The sequence below is a fragment of the Kingella denitrificans ATCC 33394 genome (assembly GCF_000190695.1).
GTDB classification, from domain to species: Bacteria; Pseudomonadota; Gammaproteobacteria; order Burkholderiales; family Neisseriaceae; genus Kingella_A; species Kingella_A denitrificans.
Map to the genome: position 1 here is coordinate 2,011,488 of NZ_GL870929.1, position 25,188 is coordinate 2,036,675.

Below are 25,188 nucleotides of genomic sequence, written 5' to 3' on the forward strand. Positions count from 1 at the left end.
GGGGCAATGGACAAACCCGTGCTGAAAAACGACATTATGGCCGACGGCTCGCGCCTGTTCCTGCAACTGCCGCAAACCTGCCCGCCATCACGCCTGCTGTGGCGGATTATCCGTTTCGGCGGGCTGCCCACCGCCTTTCGCCCAGATTTGGTTACAGATGAAACGTGGATGGATTTCCGCTATAAAGGCTGGAAATTCAGTATTCACAATCCGTATGGCGAATATTGGTTCTTTGCCGAAAACAGCGAATGCCCCGAAAACATATTGCACTGTTTGGCGGAATATTTTGCCCGCCTGTCCGGCCAAGACAGCGGTTGATACGGCGGCATCCGTTTTAGCTCCGCAGAAACTCGGCTTCCTTCGGAAACCTCGGTTTCAGGTAGGCTGAAAACTGAAGTGCAGGCTGCTTTGTTGTTGTTCGAAACACGCAAAAAGCAGCCTGCACCCGTTTTATAGGAACACAATATGACCTACACCCCCGATGAAGACTTTGCCGATTTTTTGACAAAATTCGGCCAACCGTTTGCCGCCAAGGCCGCAGAAGAAGCCGTGCTGCAAAAGTATCGCGGCATCCTGCCCGACCAGCTTTTGACCTATTGGCGGCAATACGGTTTCTGCGGTTTTGCAGACGGCCTGTTTTGGATAACCAATCCCGATGATTACGAAGACATCCTGCCCGACTGGCTGCCCGAAGCCGAACAGGTGCGGCACAAGCACTACGTTATCGCCCGCACGGGCTGGGGCGAGCTGCTGGTTTGGGAGCCGGCCTACGGGCACAAATACACCATCAATCCGCATTTCGGTTTTGTCGGTATGGAAGAGGATGTTTCCAGGGAAATCGCCAAAGGATGCGGCGATCAAGAAATGCGCTTGTTTTTTCCCTGCAAAAACCGAAATATTTTGACAGGGCAGACCATAAAAACCGCCCGTTGTTCCAACGCGCCGTGAAAAAACTCGGTGCATTGGCGGATGATGAAATGTTTTATTTCAGTCCCGCACTCGTCATTGGCGACCATAACAATTTGGCGCATGTGGAAAAGGGCAACCTGTTCGCGCAACTGGATATCTTGCGCGGCTTGGTGGAATTGCAGGTACTTGACCCGATTTAATAAACGAATCCGAGAGAAACAGGGTGCAGGCTGCTTTATTGTTGTCCGAAACACGCAAAAGCAGCCTGCAATCAATTTTATGGATCAACCGTAAAAGATTTATCCTATTCCCAACCAAAAGCAGCCTGCACTCCAATTTTGAAAAGTGCAGGCTGCTTTTTTTGCCGAATCTTTGGCGGTTAGTCGAAGCGGCGGATGTATTTCACTTCCACGCCGGACGAATTCGTGCCCATTTTGGCGATGATTTGGAACGAACGCGCCAGTTGGTAAATCAGCTTCACGGTTTGGCTTGATGTCTGCAAACCCGCTTCGTAGCTCAGCGACAGGTTGTGGGTGAGCTGTTTGCCGAAGGTGAGCACCTGCTGCGCGGGGTTCATTTCGCCGGTGGCGGCATTGCGCGTCTGCTCGCTGGTCAGGCCGAAGTTGTCGAGCAGGCCGGTGCGGTCGGCCACTTTGCCGGCCAAAAATGCGCTGGCGGCGGTGGCCAAGGCCGCATTGTCGCCGCTGTTGCCGCTGCTGGCGCGGTTCAGAATCAACCAGGACAATTTGTCTTTTTCGCTCATCGGCTCGTTGGTGACCAGGCGGATGCGCGGCTCGTTCAGGTTGCCCAGCACTTCCACACCTGCGCCGACGGGTGAATTGCGCCGCTCCGCACGGATGTTCAGGTTGGGCTGGCTGATGGGGCCGACAAACGAAATAATGCCTTTTTTCACCACCAAATCCTGACCGTAGGCTTTGTATTGGCCGCGGACCACGTGCACGCTGCCCACGGCCTGAATATCGCTGGTGGTGGACGATTTGAGCGCGAGCTGGCCGCCCAGCGTTACTTTCAGCCCTTCGCCGCTGAAATGGAATTTGTTGTTCAAATCAAAGACCAGATTCAGATTAAACGGCATGGGTTTGGCAGCTTCGGGTTTGGCTTCGCCCAAAACGACCACGTCGTCGTCCAGCGTGGGCGCATTGCTTTCTTGAAAGCCGAAGCGGCCTTCGTCGGTGACCAGTTTGCCGTCCAAAGTGAAGCCGTTGTTGCCGTACAGCACTTTGGTGGTGCCGGACAGGGTGAGCTGGCGGTTCACTTGGTCGAGCACGGGATAGCGTTCGAACACCACTTGCGCATCGACATTCGGCGTGCTGTTGGCGAGCGTGGCGCTGCCGGTAAGCGTTACCGTACCGTTTTTGCGCGCGAATTGCAGGCTGTCCACCAGCCAGCGGTCGCCGTCCAGATGCGATTTGAGCGTGCCGTTGTCGAGGATGATGCCGATTTGGCGGTGGCGGTAGCTCAAATTGTCGCCGGTCAGCGTGCCGCCGAGCTTCGGCTGGTTCACTTGACCGCCGATGGTGACGTTTGCGTGCAGGCGGCCGGTGACCGTTTGGCCGATGGGCATCACGTTGCGCAGCGAATCCAGGTTTTCGTTGGTCAGTTGCAGGCTGCCTGACACGGGTGCAGTCAGCAGGTTGCCCTGCCCGAACGAGCGCAGGATGTTGTATTGCCCCTGCAATTTGCCGTAGCGCGTGCCGGCCTGCACTTGGTTTTGAATGCCGCGGCCGTCCAGCGTGGTGTTCAGCACGAAGCCGCTCAGGTTCAGGGCTTGTTTGCGGGCGGTGGGCAGAATCACGTCGCCGCTGAGCTGTTTTAGCTGCAAAAAACCGCGCGGGCTGTGGCTGTATGACATATCCCAGTTGGCGGCAATCACCAAATCGTGCTCCACCGGCGGTTTGTAGAAATTGTGCAGTTGCGCCAAATGCAGCTGGTTGGCCGAGCCTTTGGTGTTCAGGCCGGATTGCGTGTCCCACGAAAATTGTTGCAGCTGCAATGTGCCGCCCAATGCCTGCCAGTTGGCGGCGCTGAGCACCACACGCTTGGCGCCGGCTTCCAGCTTCATGGCGTTTTGCAGGCGCAGTTGCAGCGCGCCGCCCACGTCCAGCGTGCTGACCGTGCCGTGCCATTGCTGCGCATCGTTCAGGCCGCCGGCTGCCGCAATATTCAGCGTGAGCGGTTTTTTGTCGATGTGCAGGCTGCTTTGCGCTTTGATTTGGTGTTGGCGCAGCGTGCCGTTCAGTTGCACGTCCGCCTGTTGGATTTGCGTGCCGCCGGCGCTGATGCCGTTGCCTTTGAGCGATACGTTCAGCGGACGGCTGGCATCGGGCGAGGCCTGCACGGTGAAATCGATATTTTGCGCTTTCACGGCATCGCCCACGGCAAATTGCCGTGCCTGTCCGGCGAGCTTGGCTTCCATTTGCGTGAAGCCGTCGGCGGTGCTGGTCAGCGAGCCTTTGGCGGTGAGCAGCCCTTGCAGTCCGAAGCCGAACAAATGCAGGTTCGGCGCGTGGATGTCCAAGGCCAGCGTGTCGCCGCGTTTGCCGAACGCGCCTTGCGTGCGGATGTGGTTACTGCCCAGTTGGATGTCGGTGTTTGCCTGGCTCAAATGTTGGTTTTCATAACGGATATCGCCTTTTCCGGACAAGGGCGCGCCCGATACGGTGGACGGCGAAAAGTGCAGGCTGCTTTGGAAGGATTGTTTGGCCAATTCGCCGCCGGCGGTGATTTTGCCGTTGATGTTGCCTTCGGGCAGGCCGGGATAGAGTTTGGCGGGATTGAAGCCTTGGCTTTCCGCCGTGGCGGAGAGTTTTTGGCTTTGGAACAGTTGCAGGCTGCCTGCAATCTTGAGTTTGCCGCCCTGGTTGGGCAGGATTTCGCCGTTTTCAATCAGCAGCGTGCGTTGCCCTTTGGCGGTGTCGGTGGCGATTTTGAGCGTGCCCGTGCTTTGGGCGCGCTCGGTTTTCAGCTGCCACGCAATATTCGGCTCGGTGAATGTGCCTTTGGCGTGCAGGCTACCGTTGAGCGTGCCTTGGATGGGGGTGGACAGCGTTGCCGCGTCGGCCGCCGTGAGCTGTTCGATTTTGGCTTGCAGGTTCAGCGTTTGTTTTTGCGCGTAAATGCCGCCGTTTAGCGTGATTTGGCCGTCTTTCATCAGCTGCGCGCGAAGGTCGGGAATTTCGATGGCGCCCGAATCGTTGATGTGGAAGGTGCCGGCAAGGGTGCGCACGGGAATGCCGCTTTGGTTGGCCGCTTGCGGTTTTTCGTTGCGCAAATCCAGCGAGCCGTCCAGCGCCATGTCTTTGTCTTTATCCAGATTCGGATGCACGCGCAGGTTGAACACCAAATCGGCCTGCGGCAGGTTCGGCATGAACGCGCGCGGGTTGATGTTTTGGCCTTGGATATCGACGTGTTCGATAAGCTGGCCCAGATGTTCGGCAAACGGGCGGATTTGGGTGCTGGCATGTAGGCCGACGCCGTTGCCCGTCAAATCGGTTTTCAGTTGGATTTGTTGCAGGCTGCCTGACGCGTTCAATGTGTTGTCCACCGCAATGCCGTCCAGCTCGCCTTTGGACAGCAGCTTGCCGTTCAGGGCAAAGGGCGACTGGGTTTGCAGGCTGGCCTGCCCTTTGGTGGCCGCCCAATAATTATCCAGCGCCTGCACGTCCAGCAAATGCTGCCGGTGGTCGTAATGGTAGGCCGCGCGGATGCGGTTCAGGATTTCGGTTTTGTTCTGCGTGATTTTGCCCACTTCAATCTGCTGCACGTCAATCTGCACGGGCAGGCTGATGCTTTGTGGCAGTTCGGGTGCAGGCTGCTTTGGTTTGGGCGGCGTGGGCTTGGTGGCAATGTGCAAATCGCCCAGCGCCAGCTTCTGCACCAGCAGGTGCCGCTGCCACAAGGCTTGCGGCTGCCATGCCAATTCCACGTGGCTGAATTTCAAATCCGCGCTTTCGGTCTGCACGCTGACCTGGTCGGCGGCAAAGCCGTGCCACACGCTGCCGGAGAGCGATTCGGTTTCAATCTGCACATTGGAAAAACGCGGCACCTGCTTCAAGGCGAAGCGCAGGCCGTCGGTGGTGGTCAAAAGCCAGACCACGCCTGCGCCCAAGCCTGTAACCAGCGTGAGCGAGCCGAACAGCGTGTATTTCAGCCAGCGGTAACGCGGACGCTTCGGCGGAACGGGTGCAGGCTGCTTTTGGCTTTCGTTTTCAGGCAGGGGGAGTGTGGAAGCGGAATCGGTCATAACGGAAATAATGCGGGAAAATTAAAAGCGGGTGCCGAGGCTGATGTGCCAGCGGATTTTGCGGTCGTGGTGGCCGTAGGCGATATCGAACGAGAACGGGGCGACCGGGCTGAACCAGCGCACGCCCAAACCCGTGCCGTGGCGCGGCGTGATGGTTTGGAAGGTTTGCGCCGTACCGCCGATGTCGTGGAAGACGGCCAGCGCGAAATCGTTTTTAATCGGGTATTGGTATTCCAGGCTGGCCACGAACATGGCGCGTTCCGGCAGGACCACGGAGCTGCCGGGCAGACGGCGGCCGATGCTGTCCAATTCGTAACCGCGCACGGACGATGCGCCGCCGGTACGGAACATGAGCGTGGAAGGCACGCCGTTGGTATTGAAATTGCCTTTGCTATAAACATAACCCAGTTCGCCGCGCACCACGAAAGTGCCCAACGCTTTGTTTTCCGGCGTGAAATAATAACCCGCGCTGCCTTTGACGCGCGCCATAAAGGAAGACGACATCAGGCGGCCCAGCGTGGTACCGATTTTGCCGTCGAAATAATAGCCGTTGGCGGGGCGCAGCGTGGTTTCGATGCTCTGTTTGCGCCATGATGCGGTGAGCATGGTGGCATAGCGGCGGTCCAGCTTGAGGTTTTGTTCGGGGATTCTGCCGTCTTCGGCAATAAATTCAATGCCGTATCGCGCGTCGATGCCGCTGCGGTCACGCACGCGCCAAATGCCGCTGGTCACGGAGCGTGTTTCCAGTTTTTGCGTGGTGTTGCGCTTGTAGGCCAGATTGCTCGTCCAATAATAGCCCGAGCTTTGGCGCGGCTGGCTGATGCCGACGCTGAAATTGGTCTGATAGCGGTCCATGGCGAACGAGGTGGAGCCGACATAGCCGCGGTTGAACAGGTTGTAGTGTTCGTAGCCCAGCGAGCCGCCCAGCCCGTATTCGGAATCGAAGCTCAAACCGGCTTCGATTTTTTGGCGTGGCAGTTCGATGACGGAGACTTTCACGGGCACGCGGTCGCCCTGCCGTTCGTCAAAAGCAGCCTGCACCGATGCGCCGGAATAATGGCTGTTGTTTTCTAGGGCTTGCTGGTAATCCAGCAGTTTGTCCAAATCGTACACGTCGCCCGGTTTGAATTGCGCCAAGCCTTCAACAACAGAAACGGGGTAACGCCGGTTGCCTTCGATTTGGAAATCGCCGAAGTAAATCGGCTGCTGGCTGTTGATTTGTACCGACAAATCGGCGCGGTGCGTTTGCGGATTGACGGTGGCTTGGGTTTGGGTGAGGGTGGCCAGCGGGTATTTGCGGCGGGTCACGGCGCTCAAGGCCGCCGTTTTGCTGGCCGACCAGTGTTCTTGACGGAAGGGCGTGCCCACGGGCAGCTGCCACGAACGCAGGGCGTTTTTATAGTAAGTGCCCAATTCGCGGTCTTTCAGGATGTCGCCCAAAATGGCCACATTGACTTGGTCGATGCGGGTGCGTTCGCCGGCGGCCACTTTCACCAACCAGCCTGCACCTTGGCGGCTCACGGAAACTTGCGCGTTGAAATAGCCTTCGGTTTTGAGCAGGTTTTGCGCTTCTTTCGGGGTGTCTTCGGCAAGGAAGTTGATTTGTTCGTCGTCCAGTTCTTCCCGACGCTGGTGGTCGATAATCGGCAGGTATTTTTCCAGAAGTTCCTGCAGTTCTTGATTATCGACTTGAACGGTGACGGGGTATTTGGGTTTGAGCGGTTTGTCCGATTCGGCGGTTTTGGCTGGGCCTTTGGTCGGTTCTTCGGCGGCCTGTGCGTCTTCTGCCCATGCGGCGGTGTGGGCGAACAGGCTCAGTGAACAGAGACAGGCGATGAGGCGGAGGCGGTGTTGTGCCATAAGGGTGCGTCTTAATGTGGGTGTTGTAAGGTTCCATGCAGCCTGCATGGGCAGCCAGCGGGAAAGCGGTATTGTAAGGGCTATGGGGGAACTTGCCAAATGCTGCGGTGTAAAAATCAGGGTGCAGGCTGCTTTTGCTACGGGCAGCCGCCCAAGCGCGGGTATGGCGGCGCAACGCCATGTTCACCGTTCCGATACGGCGGCCGCCATTTATAGTGAATTAAAATCGCAATGATACGGCGTTGGCTCGCCTTGACGTACTACTTGTACGCCTTGCGGCTCGCCGCCTTGTCTCATTTTTATTTTAATCCACTATAAAAAGCAGCCTGCACATGGGGTACGGAAGGTGCAGGCTGCTTTTGGGATGGGGCAGGCTCACATGTCCACGCAGTCCACATCGATATGCCAACGGATGCGGTGGTTGCGGGTTTGCTGTGCGTAATGCGCCCACAGGTGCAGGGCTTGGTGCAGGGCGTTGCGGTCGGTGCTTTCCACGAACACCTGCGCCCGTTCGCGTGCCGCCAGCCGCGCCATCGCCATCGGCACGGCGCCGAATTGGTAAACGTGTTCGGGCAGGTGCGCCGCCACGGTATCGCGCAGGCGGTTGAGCCATTCGGTGGCTTCCGACAGTTGGGGCGCATCGGCGCGGACGGCGGCCTGAAAACCGAACGGCGGCAGGTTCAGCAGTTCGCGCTGTGCCGATTCGTGGTTGGCAAAGAGGGCGTAATCCTGCGCTTTCACGGCGGCGAACACTGGATTGTCGGGCAGGCGCGTCTGAATCAACACGCGGCCTGCATGTTCGGCACGGCCTGCACGGCCTGCCACCTGCATCAGTTCGGCAAACAGGTGTTCGGGCGCGCGGAAATCACTGCTGAACAGCGCGCCGTCGGCATTCAGCACCACCACCAGGTTCAGCCGTGCGAAATCGTGCCCTTTGGCGAGCATTTGCGTGCCGACCAGGATATCGATTTGGCGGTTGTCGATTTGCGCATACAAATCCGCCCAGTCGTTTTTTCGGCCGGTGCTGTCTCTGTCCACGCGGGCAATGCGTGCTTGCGGCAGCAGGCTGCGCAGGGTTTCTTCCGCCCGCTGCGTGCCTTGTCCGACGGCGGTCAAATCCTGATTGCCGCATTCGCTGCATGCGTGCGGGATGGGCTGGCGGAAATCGCAATGGTGGCAGCGCAGTTGGCGGGCGCGCTGGTGCAGCACCATTTTGGCGGAGCAGTGCGGGCAGCCGAACGTGTGGCCGCAGTCGCCGCAAAACAGGGCGGGGGCGAATCCGCGGCGGTTCAGATACACCAACGACATGCCGCCGCGTTGCAGGTTGTCTTTCAGCAGCGACAGGGCTTGCGGCGAAAAGCCGTTTTCCAGCGGCAGGCGGCCGGTGTCGAGCAGGGTGATTTCGGGCAGTTTGGCGGCGGGATTGGCGCGGTGCGGCAGCGAAAGCAGGGTATATACGCCGGTTTTGGCTTTGTGCCAGCTTTCCAGGCTCGGCGTGGCGCTGCCCAGCACGATGGGGCAGCCGCTTTGTTTGGCGCGCCACACGGCCAGGTTGCGGGCGTTGTAACGCAAATCGCTGTCTTGCTTGAATGAGTCGTCGTGTTCTTCGTCCACAATCAGCAGCCCCAAATCGGCCATGGGCGTGAACACCGACAGCCGCGTGCCGACAATCAGCTTGGCGTGTCCGAGCAGGGCGCGCAGGTAGTCTTGGCTGCGCTGTGCGGCGGCGGTCTGGCTGTGCAGGACGGCGGTGGGGACGTTGGGAAAGCGTTGGGCGATGCGGTGCAACAGTTGCGGCGTTAAGTTGATTTCGGGCAGCAGAAACAGCACTTGCCGCCCTTCGGCCAGCACTTTGGCCATCACGTCGAAATACACTTCGGTTTTGCCGCTGCCGGTGATGCCGTGCAACAGGAATACGCCGAACCGCCCCAAGGATTGGGCGATAGTATCGGCGGCGCGGCGTTGTTCGTCATTCAGCGTGTGGGAGGACGGGGGGATGGGTGCAGGCTGCTTTTCGTGTTGGGCAATCCAGCCGTGTTCGGTGTATTTTTGCAGCAGCGTGGCAGCCTGCGCGTGGATGTGTTTCAAGGCGGCCATGTCGGCGCCGCCGTGTTGCAATGCCTGCCAGAAGGCGGCCTGCTTGGTGTGCCGTGCCGGCGGTGCAGGCTGCTTTTTGCCTTCTTCGGACAGCGCGTACACAATGGGCGGCGCAGGCAGCGCGGCGGATTTGTGCTCTTTCAGCGCGGAGGGCAGCGCGGTGAAGGCGGTTTGCCCGACAGGATAATGGTAATAACGCGCGGCAAAGCCCACCAGTTCGCGCCAGGCATCGGGCAGCAGGCCTTCGTCCAGCACGGCTTCGATGGGCAGGATTTTGTCGGGCGCAATATCGGGCTGTACGCCGGTTGCCCATACAATGCCGACCTGTTTCTGCCCGCGCAGCGAAACCAGCACGCGGCTGCCGGGGGGCAGGGCGGTGTCGTGGGTGTAGGTGAGCGGCGGCAGGGGGGAGTTGAGGGCGATGTGGTGGTAAATCATGATGACGCTGGGGTGCAGGCTGCTTTCTGTATTGTATAGTGGATTAAAATTGCAATGATACGTCGTTGGCTCGCCTTGACGTACTACTTGTACGCCTTGCGGCTCGCCGCCTTGTCTCATTTTTATTTTAATCCACTATAAAAGCAGCCTGCACTTTGTGGGACGCAAAGGCGGCTGCTCAAAGGCAGGGATAAGGGATGTGCAGGCTGCTTTTGATTCGGGCAACCTGTCGGCGGCACGGATTAGAAATTGCCGCCGATACCGCGCGCGATTTGCTGCACGGCGGTTACGTACATGCGGCTGTGATTGTATTGCCACACCACATAAAAATTGTGCAGGCCCAAATAATATTCAAACTGCCCCGGTGCGGTTTCCAAACGGAACAGGAAGGCTTTCTCGATGTCGGCCACCGGTTCTGCAGGCGTGACGCCCCATTGGCGCAGCTGCCCCACGGTGTAGTTCAGCGCGGTCTTTTCGTCCACCAGCGCCTGAATTTTGGGCGATTCGGCCACCTGTGCAGGGACGAGCATCTTGCCGCCCGTCTGCCAGCCGTGCTGTTTCATATAATTGGCCACCGAAGCGGCGGTGTCGGGAATGTTGTTCCAAATGTCGCGCCGTCCGTCGCCGTCGAAATCCACCGCCCATTTGCGGAAGCTGGACGGCATGAACTGCGGCAGCCCCATCGCGCCGGCAAAGCTGCCGACAAAGCCCATCGGGTCGCGTTTTTCTTCCTGTGCCAGGCGCAAAAATTCGCCCAATTCTTTTTGGAACAGCTCGCCGCGGCGCGGGTAATCGAACGCCAGCGTGGCCAGCGATTCCGCCACGGGGATGTTGCCCTTGTTCGCGCCGTAATTGGTTTCAATGCCCAAAATGGCGACAATCAGCGGTGCAGGCACGCCGTAACGCGCGGCGGCTTGGTCGATGACGGCGCGGTGCGTCTGATAAAAACGGCGACCGCCGCTGATTTTCTGGCTGCCGGCATTGCCCGTGCGGAATTCATACCACGGGCGGCTGGTGCCGGGGCGGTTCATGATCGGGATAATGTTGCCGCGGTAACCCACGCGCGAAAAGAAATCCTGCAAATACTGCATATCCAAACCGTTGGTTTGGTGTTGGTAACGGATAAACGTCTGCACATTCGGATTGGCCAAATAGCCCGTTTGCGCGACAGACGGTGCAGGCTGGTTGAAAAACGGCGGCGCGGCGTTCGGCTGCCGTTGCTGCTGCCACACGGTCAGAATCGGGTCGTCCATATCGGCAGGGCGGCCGGTGGGCGTGAGCTGCTGCGAACACGCCATCAGCAGCGTCAGAATCGACAGGGAGACATAGCGCATATTCATGGTTTATCCTTGAAAAATAAAACAATATCGTGATGCAGTTTAACACAGTTTTGCATTGCCCGTCAGGCGCGGAAACGTTAAGCTGCTGTGCGGTTAAGGTTTTTATCCTGTTTTGCCGCCTGATTTTTGCGTTCAAAAGCAGCCTGCACAAAGCCGGCGTGCCGTTCGTGTATCGGAAGCAAATCGAATTCGTTATAATACGCATCTCAAATGAATCATCAAAACGGAGTCCACTCATGCAGCTGCCCGAAATTTCTCCTGAATATGCACACTACCTCAACGAATTCGAAGCCGTTATCCTGCAACAACACAGCAAAATCGAAGCCTGGTTCCGCCACCAGTGGAAGCAGCACACCCCGCCGTTTTACGGCTCGGTCGATATCCGCAACGCAGGCTACAAAATGGCCAGCATCGACATGAACCTCTTTCCCGGCGGCTTCAACAACCTGAACCCGAACTTCATCCCGCTGGCCACCATTGCCGCGCAAGACGCAGTGGAACGCGCCTGCGAGTTCGCCAAATCCGTGCTGCTGATTCCCGAAAACCACACGCGCAACACGTTTTATCTGCAAAATGTCTATGCGCTGGCGGAGATTTTGCGCAACGCAGGCTTTGAAGTCCGCATCGGCTCGTTCAATCCCGAATTGACGGAAGCCACCGAATTTACCACCGCATTGGGCAACACATTGCTGATTGAGCCGTTGCAGCGCACCCGCGACCGCGTGCATTTGGCAGACGGTTTTTCGCCCTGCTTTGTGCTGCTGAACAACGATTTGTCGGGTGGCGTTCCCGAAATCTTGCAAAACATTGCCCAAACCGTGCTGCCGCCGCTGCACGCCGGTTGGACAACGCGCCGCAAAACGCACCATTTTGCCGCATACAACCAAGTGGCTGCCGAATTCGCGCAACTTTTGGGCATTGACGAATGGCAAATCAACCCGTATTTCGAGCAAATCGGCGGTTTGAATTTTCAGGAACGCGAAGGTGAGGACGCTTTGGCGGCGGCGGTGGAGCGCGTGTTGGCGAAAATCCAGGCCAAATATGACGAAAAAGGCATTAAAGACAAACCGTTTGTGATTGTGAAGGCCGACGCGGGCACTTACGGCATGGGCGTGATGAGTGTGAAATCGGCTGATGAAGTGCGCAGCCTGAACCGCAAAAACCGCAATAAAATGGCGAAAGTCAAAGAAGGCTTGGAAGTGAGCGAAGTGATTGTCCAGGAAGGGATTTACACTTACGAAACGCTGAATGGCGCAGTGTCCGAGCCGGTGGTGTATATGATGGACAGGTTTGTCATCGGCGGCTTTTTCCGCGTGCACGAAGGCCGTGCGAACGACGAAAACCTGAATGCGGGCGGCATGGTGTTTGTGCCGCTGAACCAAAGCATTCCTTCAGCCGGCAGCGCCAACGACGAGGAAACCGAGCAAAACTGCAAGCGCGTGTTCGAGCAATGGGAAGAGCTGGGCATGGCGCGTCCGAATCTGGAAAAACCCGATTGCCCGAGCAACCGCCTGTATGTGTACGGCGTGATGGCGCGGCTGTCGCTTTTGGCGGCGGCGTTGGAATTGGAGAACGCTGCATAATTTTTGAAACCCCGAATTTGGCCGAATAGGAAAGAATGTGCCGAAGACGGGGTTTTCAAAGGTTGGCCGACGGGATTTATGGCATAATGCGATAGATTGAAATGAATAATATTCTCTAAATTTTATCAAAAGCAATCCCTGTTTGGGCACGGCCAAACGTCTTTTTCTAATTGTTTCAAAATGGTTTTTTATCATGAGTAACGCACCGACCGAAGCACACATCCAAGACTGTGTCCGCCAGATGACGGACAACAAAACGATTACCCATTCCGAACGCACGCAAGGCTATGCACAGCTGCGTTTGGCGGACTTTTCGGCGGTGTTGAACGAGTGGGCGCTGCCGCACGACAACAGCCAGCCGCTGCCGAACGTGCATCAGGCGTTGTTGGACAAACACGGTGTGGACGAGCAAAAAGCGCAGCAAATCGTGGCATTTGTGCAACAGCAGGCCAAGCAGGGCAATTATACGGCGCTGCTGTATTGGACCTACTGTCTGGCGCGAGGTTTAGGCATGGCGCAGCAGCCGCAAAAAGCGGCGCAGTTGGTGAAGCAGCTGTCGGTGCGCGGCGACGAACGCGCTTCGCGCTGGTTGGGCGAAATGCTGGCGGCGGCACCTTTGGCGGCGGGCGAAATGCTGGGCGACGAAATGAAAGCAGCCTGCACTTCGTTTCAGGCGCAGTATCCCGAATATGACGAACAACAGGTGCAGGCTGCCTGCGAACACTATATGCAGCAGCCCGCCGCCGTGAAACACATTGCCAAACAATGGCTGGAAACCGCCGTGCAGCAGGGCAGCCCCATCGCCGCGCAACGCATCCGCGGCCTGACGGCATTGGGGCTGTTGTCGGCGGCACCCGTGCCCAAACGCCTGCAAACCATGGAGGCTTATCTGACCAGCCAGCTGACTCAAGTCCAATCCATGCTGCATTCGGTGGACGACCCTGATATTCTGGTGCTGCCGGACAATATCCGCCTGCCGCAATATGAAGAGGAAGGCGAAGACCAAGTGTGGCGTAAACCGTTGATATACGGCGCGGTCGCATTGGTTGTCGCATTTTTGTTTACCGTATTGATGAAATCGTTCTTTTCGACACCGCCCACGCCGCCGCTGCCATGAACGCGCTGGGAAAAATCGTACTGATTGGCGTGGGGCTGATTGGCGGCTCGCTGATGCTGGATTTGAAACGTCGGCGGCAAGTGGGCACGGTGGTGGGCATCGACATCAATGCCGACAATCTGGCGCGTGCCTTGGAACGGCGCGTGATTGACGAAGCGCACACCGAAATCACCGCCGACAATATCGCCCAAGCCGATTTGGTGGTTTTGGCAACGCCCGTGGCCACCCTGCCGTCATTGTGCAGGCTGCTTTTGCCGCATTTGCCGCCGCACACGGTGGTGAGCGATGTGGGCAGCACCAAGCAGTCTGCCTTGGCGGCTTTTGCGCAATATCTGCCGCAGCATTTTCCGCGCTGCGTTGCCGCCCATCCCATTGCCGGTTCGGACAGGAGCGGCGCGCTGGCAGCACAGTTCGGCCTGTATCAAGGCAAAAAACTGATTGTCTGCCCGCACGAGAGGCAAGATGCAGGCAGCCTGCACTTGGTGGAAAACGTGTGGCGCAGTGTGGGCGCGGAAATCCATACGATGGACGCGGCCGAGCACGACGCGATTTTTGCCGCCGTGTCGCATTTTCCGCATTTGCTGGCGTTCAGTTACGTCCACCAAATGCTCGACCACCCGCAGGGCGCGCGTTATTTGGATTTTGCTGGCAGCGGTTTTCGCGATTTCACGCGCATTGCCGGCAGCCATCCGAAAATGTGGCAGGATATTCTGCTGGCGAATCGGGACAGCCTTTTGGCGATGATTGACGCGCAACAGGCGCAGTTGGACAGGCTGCGGCATTTTTTGCAGCAGGAAGACGCGCAGCGGTTGGGCGATTATCTGGCGCAGGCGAGCGGGCTGCGTGCGGATTGGGAGAAAAAGCAGAAATAGGCATGGGCATGCAAAAAGCAGCCTGCACTTGAATTTTGGCGAGTGCAGGCTGCTTTTTTTGCGTTTATGCTTGGGCGGCATGCGGTTTGCGGCGCGTTTTCCAGCCGATAAGCGCCAGCAACAATATCACCAGCAGCCCGGCCAGCGGATACGAGCCGCCCAGCCGCATATACGGCGTTTCGCCCGTGCGCCCCTGCACCGTGCCTTCCAGCACGCCCGCCACATCGGTCGGAGCAATGGAAACGATGTTGCCCTGCGGCGAGACGATGGCGGTGGCGCCGCGGTTGGTGGCGCGAATCATGTAGCGCCCCATTTCCAGCGCACGCGCCTGCGACTGCTGCAACTGCTGCCACATGGCGTTCGAGCCGGCGAACCACGCCATATTGCTGCTGTTGGCGAGCAGGGTGGACTGTTTGGCGGGGGCAATCAAATCGTCGCCGAAGCCGTCTTCATAGCAGATATTGAAGGCGACTTTTTCGCCCGCCATGTTCAGCGGGGCTTGGTTCGCGCCGCCGCGCTGGAAATCGGCCAGCGGCATATTCATGAGCCGGTACAACGGGTTGGTGATGATGGGCAGCGGTTTGTATTCGCCGAAAGGCACCAAATGGTTTTTGGCATACATTTGCTGTGCAGGCTGCTTTTGCGTGTTGGGCAGCGTGACAACGGCGTTCAGGTAATTGCGGCCGTCTTCCGTGAACGCGGGCACGCCCACCGCCAGTTCGCTACCGTTGCGCTCCGCCGCTTGGGCAAACTGCGTCAGGATTTCAGGCTCGATATTCTGCAAAAATTGCGGGAATGCGGTTTCGGGCAGCACCACGATTTGCGCGTGCGTTTGTTTGACGAGGTCGTAATAGAGCTGATAGGTCGGGAGGTAGCGCGATTCGTCAAATTTCAGCTGCTGCTCAATATTGCCCTGCACCGCGGCCACGGAAACCGGCCTGCCCGTGTTTTGCGTGAATTCCTGCGTGCGCAAAAAGCAGCCTGCACCCACCATCAGGGCAATGATGCAGGCTGCTTTCGCCCGTTCTTTCCAGCCTTCCGTGTCCACCAAAAGCACCAGCCAGGCCGCCAAAGCCGCCGTGGCCCAGGTGACCGCGTGAATGCCGGCAATCGGCGCAAAACCCGCCAGCGGGCTGTGTTCCGCGATTTGCGAATAGCCCAGCGCCCCCCAGCCGAAACCGAAGCCCGGCACCAGTTGCTCGCGCGCAAATTCCGCCAGCGTCCACAACATCGGCAGCACCACGCCCACACGCAGCGTGCGCGAACCGCTGAACCTACGCCACAAGGCAAACGCCAGTGCGGGATACAGCGCCAACACCGCCGGCATTAGGAACGTGAGCGGCACGGCAAACACATTGTCCAAACCCGACACATCGTGCATGGCCGTGTGAATCCACCAAAACTGGCTGCTGTAGGCCACCAGCCAGAACAAATAGGCCGACAGCACCATGTGCTTCGGTTTCAGTTCCGCCAGCCGAATCAGCGCGCCGAACAAAAGCGGCATCAGCCAAAAATGGTAATAAGGCGCGAAGGCCAGCGGCGTGGCGGCGGCAATCAAAGCCAGTGCCAGCGCGTAAAAAAACGGAATGTGCCACAGGCGTTCCAGCCGGGCGTGGAGACGGGAAAACATAAGCAAATAAAGAGAAGCGGCAAAACGCTGCATTATAAAGTGAAAACAGGCGCTCGGGCGGAAAAAGCAGCCTGCACAGGGAATCGGGAAGGTGCAGGCTGCTTTTTGCAGGGCGAAAGCCGTGTTTTATAGTGGATTAAAATAAAAATGAGACAAGGCGGCGAGCCGTAAGGCGTACAAGTAGTACGTCAAGGCGGGCCAACGCCGTATCGTTGCAATTTTAATCCACTATAACGGTTCGCATGGCGTTGCGCCGCCGCCCCCGCGCTTTGGCGAGCAAACCGAACAAGCAGCCTGCACCCCGCCGCCATCGCCCGCAGTACCCAAATTTGCTATAATTCGCAGCATTATCCAAACTTTAACGACCGCAAGGACAGCAACATGACAGCAACACAGCGCGATTTGAACCGCATCCGCCACAACACCAAAATCGTGGCTACACTCGGCCCCGGCAGCAACGATGTGGCTTTGCTGCGCGACATGATTTTGATTGGCGCACTGAACGTGGTGCGCTTCAATTTCAGCCACGGCACGCCCGAATTCCATGAAAACAATGCCAAAATCGTTCGCGAAGCCGCGCGGCAGGCAGGGCGCGAAGTGGCGATTATGGCCGATTTGCAAGGCCCGAAAATCCGCGTTTCCAAGCTGGCGGGCGGCAGTATCCAAGTCAATGCCGGCGAAGCCCTGCTGTTTGACGCCGCACTGGAAGGCGAAGGCACGCGCGAACGTGTGGGGCTGGATTACCGCGAATTGCCGAACGATGTCCGCGCCGGCGACGTGCTGCTGTTGGACGACGGCCTGCTCACCGTGACCGTGCAAAAAGTGGAAGGCAGCGAAATCCACACCGTGGCGAACAACAGCCACGTACTCAAAAGCAACAAAGGCATCAACAAACAAGGCGGCGGATTGTCGGCCGGCGCGTTCACCGAAAAAGATTTCCGCGATTTGAAAACGGCCATCGGCATCGGCTGCGATTATCTGGCCGTGAGTTTTGTGAAAAATGCGGAAGACATGAAAATCGCCCGAGATGCCGTAGCGGCGGAATGTGACAAAATATGTCAGAAAATCAGGCCGGGCCTGGTGGCGAAAATAGAACGCATTGAAGCCATTGAGAATTTGGATGACATTATTGAGGCATCCGACGGCATTATGGTGGCGCGCGGCGATTTAGCGGTGGAAGTGGGCAATGCCGCCGTGCCCGCGCTGCAAAAACGCATGATACGCCGCGCCCGCGAAATGCGCCGTTTCAGCATCACTGCCACGCAGATGATGGAAAGCATGATTGAAAACCCCGTGCCCACGCGCGCCGAAGTCAGCGATGTGGCCAACGCGGTGCTGGATGGCACGGACGCGGTCATGTGTTCGGCGGAAACGGCGGTGGGCAAATATCCGTTTGAAACCGTGCGCCAAATGGCGTTGATTTGCGCGGCGGCGGAAAAAGAGCAGGATTTGCTGGTGGGCGTGTCGGACACGATGGAAGAAACGCGCCGTATCGACCATGCCATTGCCAGCGCGGCGGTGCATATCGCGCGGCACACCAATGCCAAAGCGATTGTGGCGCTGACCGAAAGCGGCACCACCGCGTTCCAAGTCAGCCGTTACGGCATCCAAATCCCGATTTACGCGCTCACGCCCAGCCAGCAGGCGCAACGTCGCATGGCCATGTACCGCGGCGTGCGGCCTTTGAAATTGGCCACCAGCGTGGAGCACGATAAAGCGTTTGACGAGGTGGAAGCCTTGCTGCTGGAGCGCGAAGTGCTAAAAGTGGGCGACCAATACATCATCACCAGCGGCACGCACATGCGTGAAAGCGGCGGCACGAATTCGCTGCAAGTGATGACGGTGGCGGCATAAACCGAATCGGCCGCAAAAAAGCAGCCTGCACTTTGGAAAACGAAGTGCAGGCTGCTTTTTCATGTGTTTTTTCAATACGATAAATTTCCGCATTCGCACGGTTTCATGGCGTTGCGCCGCCATACCCACGCTCGAGGCAGCTGCCCGAGACGCAGATTGCCGCCACACCGAAAAAGCAGCCTGCACCCCCACCATATTCAAGTGCCGGCAACCGCACACTCACTCCCTTTCCCCGTGCGAGAGGGCAAAACCCGCCGCCGTTCAGAACAGAAATTCGTGCCGCCCGAAGAAACCCTCACCCTAACCCTCTCCCACGGGAGAGGGGATGGATTTGTTGCGAACTCAAAAAAAGCAGCCTGCACCTTGAATATTTGAAGTGCAGGCTGCTTTTTATGCAGGAGAATCCGCGTGGTGGAAAACCGCACGGCACACCCATTCTGCCAAATCAGGCTCGATATGCGTTTGCAGCGGCAGCACATACACCGAATCCGGCACATCGGCAGGATTCAGCTTCACCGCGTCTTTCTCGGTAACGAACACATAATCGGCGGCGGGCAAGTCTTGTGCGGACAAAGGTGCGTGGTCGGGCAGGGCAACGGTGTGTTGCAGCGTGAAACCCAAATCGGCCAGCGAACGGAAAAAGCGTTCGGGGCGGGCAATGCCGGCCAAAGCGGCGCACGAGGCATTCGGGTGCAGGCTGCCTGGTGCCAGCGTCCGTTCCGGATGGCGCAGGCAATAGGGCAGCGAGGGCGTGCTGCGGCTGCTGAACACGGGCAGCGTGCTTTGCCAAGCCGCTTTGGCGCGGTCGATATCGTGCAGGCTGCTTTGGCTCAATACTACGGCATCCACCTGCTGCAAACGCGAAAGCGGTTCGCGTAGGCAGCCGTTGGGCAATACATCGAGCGCGCGGCCGATATGCACCGCCGGAAACACGGCGATTTCCAAATCGCGGTGCAGCGCGTAATGCTGCAAACCGTCGTCTGCCACCATCAGCTGAATATCGGGAAACTGCTGCAACAAGGCGCAGCCTGCCGCAAAACGGTCGGCGCCCACCGCCATCGGCGCGTGCGTTTGGCGGTACAGCAGCAAAGGCTCGTCGCCCGCCACCGCCGCCGAACTTTCGGGGCGCAAGATGTGGACGGCCTGCGATGACCGCCCGTAGCCGCGGCTGATGATGCCGACACGCACGCCGCGTTGCTGCAACGCATTCACCAGCGCGCCCGTAATCGGCGTTTTGCCCGTGCCGCCCACATGAATATTGCCGACAATGACCACGGGCACGGGCAGTCGGCGGATTTTCTCGGGATGTTTGCGATATGACAAGCGCCGCTGCCGCGCCAAACAAGCAAACAGGCGCGATAACGGCGACAAAAGAATACGCCCCAATACGGAGGGCTGCTGCCAATGTCGTTCTAAAAATGCGTGGAATTTCATTTTCATAGTGAGTGCAGGCTGCTTTTGTATCGGGGCGGACGAGGGAACGGTTGATTATTCGCTATTGGCATTGCTGCGGCGCGTGAACGTGATGCCGAGCTGTTTGAGTTTGCGGTACAGGTGCGTGCGCTCCAAGCCCACTTTCTGCGCCACGCGGCTCATGTTGTGGTTTTCCTGCTGAATGTGGAATTCGAAATAACGGCGTTCCAATTCTTCGCGCAATTCGCGCAAAGGCAGGTTGAAGTTGAAGCCGCCTTTGATTTCCTGTTCGGTATCGTTTTCTTCAAACTGGTTCAGCATCCGCACCACATCGCCGTCGTGGATTTCGTGGTTTTTGCAGTTCATGGCTAGACTTTTGACCACGTTGCGCAGCTGCTCGATATTGCCCGGCCATTCGTATTGGCGCAGGCGGTTGAAGGCGGACGATGTGAATTTCACGTCCAAAGGTTCGGGTAGGGAGTTGGACAATTCGCGTAGAATCTGGCCGGCCAAAAAGGGGATGTCTTCGCTTTGGTGGCGCAGGGAAGGCAGATGGATGACCGAGCCGGACAAAAGGCACGACAGGCGCGTATCGGCATTGTGGTTCAGCCATTCGTTCACGGGGCGGCTGCTGGTGCAGATGATGCGGACGTTGCAGCGTTCTGCCTTGCTCAATAGGAAGCCGATGCTTTGCTGGATGGATTTGTCGTATTGTGCCATATCGCCCAAATACAGGATGCCGCCCGATGCCTTTTCCAGCAAATCCATCGGCAAATCGACCAAGTGCTCGGGGCGGCGCACTTCCACCCACGGCATATTCGGTTTTTGGAACATTTTGGCCACGGTTTCAAAAGGGCAGCCTGCTTCGCCGATGAGCAAAATATGCCCGTTGTGGCGCGTGGCGTGTTCCAGTTGTTTGTTCAGTTCTTTGATAACGCTGCTGTTGCCCAGATTGTTGCCGATGAGCACCGACTGTGCCTGCGTTTCGCCATGTTTGAGGGCGCGCTCCACCGTTTGCAGCAGTTTTTGCAGCGGAATGGGTTTTTCCAGAAAATCCAATGCGCCGATTTTGGTCGCTTCCACGGCGGTGTCGATGCTGCCGTGTCCGCTCATCATCACCACGGGCATGGTGAGCAGGCCGCTGGTTGCCCATTCTTTCAGCAGGGTAATGCCGTCGCTGTCCGGCATCCAAATATCCAGCAAAACCAGGGAAGGGCGCAGCTGAATGCGCATTTTGCGCGCTTCTTCGGCATTTTCCGCGCAGGCAACGGTATAGCCTTCGTCTTCCAGTGTTTCTTGCAATACTTCACGAATACCGATTTCGTCATCAACAATTAAAATTTCTGTATGTTTGTTGGTCATAGCGGTTTATCTGGGTTTTCTGGGGAATGGTTTTGGGCGGGCGCGAAATAAAGATGGATGTCCGCACCGCCTTCGACACGATTGGCGATCGTAATGCGTCCGTTGTGTTCTTCCACAATTTTTTTTACCACGGGCAGCCCCAGGCCTGTGCCGTTGGGTTTGTCGGTGATGTAAGGTTCGAAGGCGTTGGACAGCATTTCTTTGCTGAAGCCCGTGCCGTTGTTCTGCACGTTCAAGTGCAGGCTGCCTTCTGCCGCTTCCGTGTAAATCCAAACGTGCGGTGCTGCATCGCTTTGCGCTGCTTCGGCGGCGTTTTTGAACAGGTTGTGCAACACTTGGCGTATGGCAGTGGTGTCGGCATTGAGCATTAAAGGCATCTGGCTTAAATGTGCTTCGAACACGCAGGGAGAACTTTCGTATAAGACCAATACTTCGGCAATAATGTCGTTGAAATTGATGGGCTTAAACTTCATCGCGGCAGGCGCGCGGGCGTAATTCCGAAAGGCTTCCACCATTTCTTTAAGGGCCGCCACCTGCTTAACGATAGTGTTGGTGGATTTTTCCAAAATTTGCGCATCGTCTGTTGCTAATTTACCACGCAATTTCCATGCCAATCTTTCGGCAGACAGTTGAATCGGGGTGAGCGGATTGCGGATTTCGTGCGCCAAACGCTTGGCCACCTCGCCCCAGGCGGCTTCTTTTTGGGCGCGGACGAGGGCGGTAATGTCGTCAAATACCAACACTAAGCCGTGGCCGTTTTCTTCGGGCAAGCGCACGGCTTTGCCCAGCAAAATGCGGCTTTCGTCTTGGGCTAAATAGGTGGTTTCGACAGCTTCGCGGCTGTGTTCGGTTTCGGCCAGCGTTTTGAAGACTTGGCTCAATGCGGAGTGTTGTGGCGACTGGTGCGCCCAATCCTGCGGTTTCTGCCCCAAAAGTGCGGCCAGGTTGCAGCCCAAAATGGTTTCGGCGCTTTGGTTGTAGGTGTTCAGGCAGCCTGCATTGTCCAGCGTTACCACGCCGTTGCTCAAACTTTCCAGCACGCGTTCCAGATAATGCCGCACTGCTTCTTGTTCGTAGCGGTGGCGTTCGTCGGCGGTTTTGGCGATGGCCAGTTGTTCGCTCATGTGGTTGAAGAGCTGGGTCAGCCGGCCCAGTTCGTCTTTTTGGGTGACTGCAATGTGCTGGTTGAAATTGCCTTGGGCGATGGCGCGGGCGGCGTTGGAAAGCTGCACAATCGGGCTGACGAAGCGTTGGGCGAAATATAGGGCGGCGGCCAATGCCAGCAGCACGGCCAAAAGGGTGGCGATGCAGAGGGTGATTAAAAAGAAGGTTTGCAGGCCTTTTTGGGCGAAATTGAGTTCGGCGTATTTGGCGCGGGCGGATTCGATGAGCTGTGCGTCTTGGGCAATGGCTTCGGGAATACGGTGGCGGAAGAAGAGGGCGTATTGCGCCTGATCGGATTGCGTGAGCAGCAGCCAGCCGCTGGCGTATAAGGTGTTGTCGAGGCTTTCGATGTGGTAGTGCTTTTCGGTTTGGCGGATTTGTTGCAGGCTGCTTTCGTCCAGTTCGGGCGCGGGGAAATGTTGCGGATTGTATTGTGCGGCGGGTGTTTTGGTGCGCAGGTTCCACACGGCCAGTTGGGCGAAATCGGCTTGGCCTGCCTGTTGCAGGGCGGAATCGAGGTTTTGCGGCAATGTGCTGCCTTCTAACAGTTTGGTGCGGACGGTATCTGCCTGCGCCAAGCTGTTTTGCGCGGCGTGCTGCAAGGCGGTCTGGCTCAATTTCAGGCTGCGCTCCAGCGCTTCTTTGGTGTCGTCGCCGAACCACGAATTGATACTGTGGGCGATGAATTGTGCCGATACGCCCAGCAGAAACAGCGCGGGCAACACGGCGACAAAGGTAAACATGCGGCTGAGTTTGCGGGCGATTTGCGAGCCGAAAATCTGGTGGTTTTTGTCGCGCAGAATCAGCCAGATATAGCGCGATACCACGATGAACAGGGTAAGCGCCAACACGGCCGCCGCACCGGCAATCCACCAGAAATAAGGGGCGAAACGGCTTTGGCTGTCGGTGGAAAAAGTGAGCAGGTAGAGCACGGCGAAGGCGGCGATGCCGCAGAAAATCAGGAAACGGCGCATGATGGGCGAATGTGGGGAATAAGGTTTTGAGGCATTGGCGGTTAGGGCGGCCAATGCGTGTTGCAGGTGAAACGGAAGTGCAGGCTGCTTTTTAACGGTGGATGTTCAAATCCCGCCAGCCCGAATCCAGTGACCAGTTGCGCGATGTCAGCGCGTTGATTTGGAAGGGTTTGGGCAGCTTGGTGGTGCTCAGGCTCAGGCGTACGTTCACTTTCACTTCGTATTGCGGCGTGTCGGAGAGCGTGCCGGCTTCCAAAACCGACCAGTTGGCAATGGCGCCGACGGCCTTGAGCGCGGTGGACAGGCTGCTGTATTCGGAAGAATACGTGCCGACCGTTACCCGGTAGCGGCTGGTGAGCGGATGGTAGGACAGGCGGTAATTGACGGTGTTGTTGTCGCTGACCAGATGGCTGAGTTTGAAGCGGTACGATGCCAGCGTGGGGCGTTCCAGTTGGTAGGTGAGCGCGAAATCCAGCGACACGCCTTGTTTAAGCGCGTCTTCCAGTTGTTCGGGCAATTCGGTAACAAAGCGCGTGCTGATGGATAATTGCCCGTTGTTCAGGATTTTGCCGTCCAGGCGCGTGCTGCGAATGCTTTCCGCGTGTGCGGCGGGCACGGCCAGCAGCGGCAGCAGGCAGCAGAAAACGCCCAGCCAACGAAAGCAGCCTGCACTTTTCTTATGCGCTTTGGGATTTGGAGATGAGGGCATAATAAAATCCGTCCTGTTTGTCGTTGGGTAAAAGGGTTTGTTCTTGTTGCAGTTGCGCGTCGGGGTGGCGTTGCAGGAAATTTTGACATTGCCGCCCGTTTTCTTCGTGAAACAGGGAGCAGGTGGCCAACAGCATCCGGCCGCCGGGTTTGAGCGTCTGCCACAGGCGGTCGAGCAGGATTTCCTGCTGCCGTGCGGTTTTGGCGGCATCGTTCGGGCGGCGCAGCCATTTGATGTCGGGATTGCGCTTGATGGTGCCGGATGCGGTGCAGGGCACGTCGGCCAAAATGGCGTCGAACGGTTGGCCGTCCCACCAGTCGTCCAGATTTTGGGCGGCGGCGCAATGCAGCTGCGCGTGCAGGCCGAGCCGTGTCAGGTTGTCTTGTACGCGCTGTAAACGGACGGGGTCGATGTCCAATGCGGTGAGGGCGCAGTCGGCCATTTCCAAAATATGCCCCGTTTTGCCGCCGGGCGCGGCGCAGGCATCCAAAATGCGTTCGTTGTTTTGCGGTTGCAGCAGGTAGGCAGCCTGCTGTGCGCCCCAATCCTGCACGGAAACGTGACCTTCGGCAAACTGCGGCAGCTGCTGAACGGGCACGGCTTCGTTCAGGCGGACGGCGTAGTCGTCCAGTATTTTGGCTTCGATGCCGGCCTGCTGCAACAGCGCGGCATAGCGTTCTGCGTTGCCGTACCGTCGGTTCACGCGCAGGGTGAGCGGCGGGTGCATTTGGAAGGCGGCGGCAATGTTGTGCCAGTGTTTTGGATATTGCTGCTGCAGGCTGCTTTTGAGCCAGGCGGGCAGGTTGTATTTGGCGGTGTCGTCAAACCGTGCAGCTTTGTTCAGGCCTTCGCGTTCGCGCAGGAAGCGGCGCAGTATTGCGTTGGCGAAGGAACGGTATTGCCCGCGCCCGATTTTGCCGATGTGGCGCACGGTTTCGTTCACCACGGCATACGGTGCGTTGCGCGTGTGGTTTAATTGGTACAGCGCCACCAGCAGATGGGCATAAAGCAAGGGATTATCGACAGGTTTGTTCAACAGGCGGTTCAGCATGAAGTGCAGGCTGCCGTAAAAGCGCTGGCAGCCGTAGGCCAAATCCTGCAACATGCCTTTGTCTTGCGCGCTTAACGCAGGTTCGCCGGCCAATACGCGGCCCAGCTCGTCCGACAGGTTCTGCCCGCCGTGCACTGCGGTGAAAATTTGCGCTGCCAGAAATTGAACGTGCGATAAAGACATGGGTTTTCCGGAAATCAAGTTAATCGTTGCTGAATTTTAACCGAAAAACGCATTTCAGGCAGCCTGCACCTGCGACGGGGCATGGTGCCGGCGTGTCGCACAAACCATGCAATCTGCTATATAATCACGCTTTTACCGCTTTTATCGTTGCACAGCAAGGAGCGCGCCATGTACGACAAATATCAATCCGATACCACAAAATTCCTGAACGATTATTTGCAGCAGCACCCCGAAGAAGCCGAGCGCCGTTTGAAAAACCGCGCCCTGCTTTGGGATGTGGAGCTGAACGCCGAAGAGCAGGAAGCCTTCAAAGCCGCCGCCGTGGCCAAAAAACCTTATACCTACCAACCCGATTAAGCCAAAAGCAG

At 57.7% G+C, this 25,188-nt stretch carries 18 protein-coding genes; 8 read left to right on the forward strand and 10 right to left on the reverse strand.

From position 1 onward, the window contains the following. Positions 1-6 precede the first annotated feature (6 nt). The 3 genes from HMPREF9098_RS10100 to HMPREF9098_RS11580 all read left to right on the forward strand — a co-directional run bounded on the left by HMPREF9098_RS10100 (position 7) and on the right by HMPREF9098_RS11580 (position 1,109). Entirely contained in the window at positions 7-318 is a 312-nt protein-coding gene (locus HMPREF9098_RS10100) for a hypothetical protein (RefSeq protein WP_003784507.1), read from the forward strand. Between the two features lie 147 nt (positions 319-465). Then, positions 466-948, forward strand: coding sequence for a GAD-like domain-containing protein (locus HMPREF9098_RS10105; protein ID WP_003784509.1), 483 nt, complete (start codon positions 466-468; stop codon positions 946-948). Continuing rightward, positions 849-1,109 (forward strand): T6SS immunity protein Tdi1 domain-containing protein, encoded by a 261-nt coding sequence (locus HMPREF9098_RS11580; RefSeq protein WP_115324742.1) that lies wholly within the window; start codon positions 849-851, stop codon positions 1,107-1,109. Before HMPREF9098_RS10105 ends, HMPREF9098_RS11580 begins: the two co-directional genes overlap by 100 nt. Before the next feature lie 179 nt (positions 1,110-1,288). On the opposite strand, the gene HMPREF9098_RS10110 is transcribed toward HMPREF9098_RS11580, so the two are convergent. From HMPREF9098_RS10110 to mltB, 4 genes are all read right to left on the reverse strand, one after another. Next, a complete protein-coding gene (locus tag HMPREF9098_RS10110) occupies positions 1,289-5,173 on the reverse strand; it encodes a translocation/assembly module TamB domain-containing protein (RefSeq protein ID WP_003784512.1) in 3,885 nt (1,294 codons plus the stop codon). 21 nt (positions 5,174-5,194) lie between these two features. Then, the gene (locus HMPREF9098_RS10115; RefSeq protein ID WP_003784513.1) at positions 5,195-7,033 is read right to left on the reverse strand and encodes an autotransporter assembly complex protein TamA; all 1,839 of its coding nucleotides are present in this window, start codon (positions 7,031-7,033) and stop codon (positions 5,195-5,197) included. Positions 7,034-7,408: 375 nt separating this feature from the next. Beyond that, a complete protein-coding gene (locus HMPREF9098_RS10125) occupies positions 7,409-9,568 on the reverse strand; it encodes a primosomal protein N' (RefSeq protein ID WP_040564452.1) in 2,160 nt (719 codons plus the stop codon). A gap of 242 nt (positions 9,569-9,810) precedes the next feature. After that, positions 9,811-10,908 carry a lytic murein transglycosylase B gene (gene mltB, locus HMPREF9098_RS10130; RefSeq protein ID WP_003784516.1) on the reverse strand — a complete coding sequence of 366 codons (1,098 nt, stop codon included), beginning with the start codon at positions 10,906-10,908 and terminating at the stop codon, positions 9,811-9,813. Between the two features lie 236 nt (positions 10,909-11,144). Between mltB and gshA the strand changes: the two genes are divergently transcribed. From gshA to HMPREF9098_RS10145, 3 genes are all read left to right on the forward strand, one after another. Then, complete coding sequence (gene gshA, locus HMPREF9098_RS10135; RefSeq protein WP_040564454.1) at positions 11,145-12,491, forward strand: glutamate--cysteine ligase; 1,347 nt, start codon at positions 11,145-11,147, stop codon at positions 12,489-12,491. A 193-nt stretch (positions 12,492-12,684) separates the two neighbouring features. Continuing rightward, positions 12,685-13,608, forward strand: a complete 924-nt coding sequence (locus tag HMPREF9098_RS10140) for an SEL1-like repeat protein (protein WP_003784518.1) — start codon at positions 12,685-12,687, stop codon at positions 13,606-13,608. After that, positions 13,605-14,480 (forward strand): prephenate dehydrogenase, encoded by an 876-nt coding sequence (locus tag HMPREF9098_RS10145; protein WP_003784519.1) that lies wholly within the window; start codon positions 13,605-13,607, stop codon positions 14,478-14,480. The genes HMPREF9098_RS10140 and HMPREF9098_RS10145 overlap by 4 nt, the downstream gene beginning before the upstream one ends. A gap of 64 nt (positions 14,481-14,544) precedes the next feature. On the opposite strand, the gene lnt is transcribed toward HMPREF9098_RS10145, so the two are convergent. Continuing rightward, positions 14,545-16,110, reverse strand: a complete 1,566-nt coding sequence (lnt, locus tag HMPREF9098_RS10150) for an apolipoprotein N-acyltransferase (RefSeq protein WP_115324741.1) — start codon at positions 16,108-16,110, stop codon at positions 14,545-14,547. A 381-nt stretch (positions 16,111-16,491) separates the two neighbouring features. Between lnt and pyk the strand changes: the two genes are divergently transcribed. After that, on the forward strand, positions 16,492-17,964 hold the full coding sequence (gene pyk, locus HMPREF9098_RS10155) for a pyruvate kinase (RefSeq protein ID WP_003784522.1): 1,473 nt from the start codon (positions 16,492-16,494) through the stop codon (positions 17,962-17,964). Positions 17,965-18,354: 390 nt separating this feature from the next. Here pyk and lpxK read toward each other — a convergent pair whose 3' ends face one another. The 5 genes from lpxK to rsmB form a co-directional block, all read right to left on the reverse strand. Next, positions 18,355-19,398 carry a tetraacyldisaccharide 4'-kinase gene (gene lpxK / locus HMPREF9098_RS10160; RefSeq protein WP_040564957.1) on the reverse strand — a complete coding sequence of 348 codons (1,044 nt, stop codon included), beginning with the start codon at positions 19,396-19,398 and terminating at the stop codon, positions 18,355-18,357. Positions 19,399-19,452: 54 nt separating this feature from the next. Then, positions 19,453-20,739: a sigma-54-dependent transcriptional regulator gene (locus tag HMPREF9098_RS10165; RefSeq protein ID WP_003784528.1), complete on the reverse strand. Its 1,287-nt coding sequence runs from the start codon at positions 20,737-20,739 to the stop codon at positions 19,453-19,455. Further along, positions 20,736-22,877 carry a sensor histidine kinase gene (locus HMPREF9098_RS10170; RefSeq protein ID WP_040564959.1) on the reverse strand — a complete coding sequence of 714 codons (2,142 nt, stop codon included), beginning with the start codon at positions 22,875-22,877 and terminating at the stop codon, positions 20,736-20,738. The genes HMPREF9098_RS10165 and HMPREF9098_RS10170 overlap by 4 nt, the downstream gene beginning before the upstream one ends. 91 nt (positions 22,878-22,968) lie before the next feature. Next, positions 22,969-23,586, reverse strand: a complete 618-nt coding sequence (locus HMPREF9098_RS10175) for a DUF4390 domain-containing protein (protein ID WP_003784530.1) — start codon at positions 23,584-23,586, stop codon at positions 22,969-22,971. After that, on the reverse strand, positions 23,555-24,820 hold the full coding sequence (rsmB, locus tag HMPREF9098_RS10180; RefSeq protein WP_003784531.1) for a 16S rRNA (cytosine(967)-C(5))-methyltransferase RsmB: 1,266 nt from the start codon (positions 24,818-24,820) through the stop codon (positions 23,555-23,557). The genes HMPREF9098_RS10175 and rsmB overlap by 32 nt, the downstream gene beginning before the upstream one ends. Positions 24,821-24,988: 168 nt before the next feature. On the opposite strand from rsmB, the gene HMPREF9098_RS10185 reads away from it, so the two are divergent. Further along, complete coding sequence (locus HMPREF9098_RS10185; protein WP_003784532.1) at positions 24,989-25,177, forward strand: DUF3460 family protein; 189 nt, start codon at positions 24,989-24,991, stop codon at positions 25,175-25,177. The last annotated feature ends 11 nt before the right edge of the window (positions 25,178-25,188 follow it).

Excerpts from the sequence above, each read along its gene's own strand:
- HMPREF9098_RS10105 (WP_003784509.1), top strand. The coding sequence starts at position 466 with ATGACCTACACCCCCGATGAAGACTTTGCCGATTTTTTGACAAAATTC.
- HMPREF9098_RS10110 (WP_003784512.1), bottom strand. The coding sequence starts at position 5,173 with ATGACCGATTCCGCTTCCACACTCCCCCTGCCTGAAAACGAAAGCCAA.
- HMPREF9098_RS10100 (WP_003784507.1), top strand. The coding sequence starts at position 7 with ATGGACAAACCCGTGCTGAAAAACGACATTATGGCCGACGGCTCGCGC.
- lnt (WP_115324741.1), bottom strand. The coding sequence starts at position 16,110 with ATGTTTTCCCGTCTCCACGCCCGGCTGGAACGCCTGTGGCACATTCCG.
- gshA (WP_040564454.1), top strand. The coding sequence starts at position 11,145 with ATGCAGCTGCCCGAAATTTCTCCTGAATATGCACACTACCTCAACGAA.
- HMPREF9098_RS10165 (WP_003784528.1), bottom strand. The coding sequence starts at position 20,739 with ATGACCAACAAACATACAGAAATTTTAATTGTTGATGACGAAATCGGT.
- mltB (WP_003784516.1), bottom strand. The coding sequence starts at position 10,908 with ATGAATATGCGCTATGTCTCCCTGTCGATTCTGACGCTGCTGATGGCG.
- rsmB (WP_003784531.1), bottom strand. The coding sequence starts at position 24,820 with ATGTCTTTATCGCACGTTCAATTTCTGGCAGCGCAAATTTTCACCGCA.
- HMPREF9098_RS11580 (WP_115324742.1), top strand. The coding sequence starts at position 849 with ATGCGGCGATCAAGAAATGCGCTTGTTTTTTCCCTGCAAAAACCGAAA.
- HMPREF9098_RS10185 (WP_003784532.1), top strand. The coding sequence starts at position 24,989 with ATGTACGACAAATATCAATCCGATACCACAAAATTCCTGAACGATTAT.
- HMPREF9098_RS10125 (WP_040564452.1), bottom strand. The coding sequence starts at position 9,568 with ATGATTTACCACCACATCGCCCTCAACTCCCCCCTGCCGCCGCTCACC.
- HMPREF9098_RS10170 (WP_040564959.1), bottom strand. The coding sequence starts at position 22,877 with ATGCGCCGTTTCCTGATTTTCTGCGGCATCGCCGCCTTCGCCGTGCTC.
- HMPREF9098_RS10115 (WP_003784513.1), bottom strand. The coding sequence starts at position 7,033 with ATGGCACAACACCGCCTCCGCCTCATCGCCTGTCTCTGTTCACTGAGC.
- pyk (WP_003784522.1), top strand. The coding sequence starts at position 16,492 with ATGACAGCAACACAGCGCGATTTGAACCGCATCCGCCACAACACCAAA.
- HMPREF9098_RS10175 (WP_003784530.1), bottom strand. The coding sequence starts at position 23,586 with ATGCCCTCATCTCCAAATCCCAAAGCGCATAAGAAAAGTGCAGGCTGC.
- HMPREF9098_RS10145 (WP_003784519.1), top strand. The coding sequence starts at position 13,605 with ATGAACGCGCTGGGAAAAATCGTACTGATTGGCGTGGGGCTGATTGGC.
- HMPREF9098_RS10140 (WP_003784518.1), top strand. The coding sequence starts at position 12,685 with ATGAGTAACGCACCGACCGAAGCACACATCCAAGACTGTGTCCGCCAG.
- lpxK (WP_040564957.1), bottom strand. The coding sequence starts at position 19,398 with ATGAAATTCCACGCATTTTTAGAACGACATTGGCAGCAGCCCTCCGTA.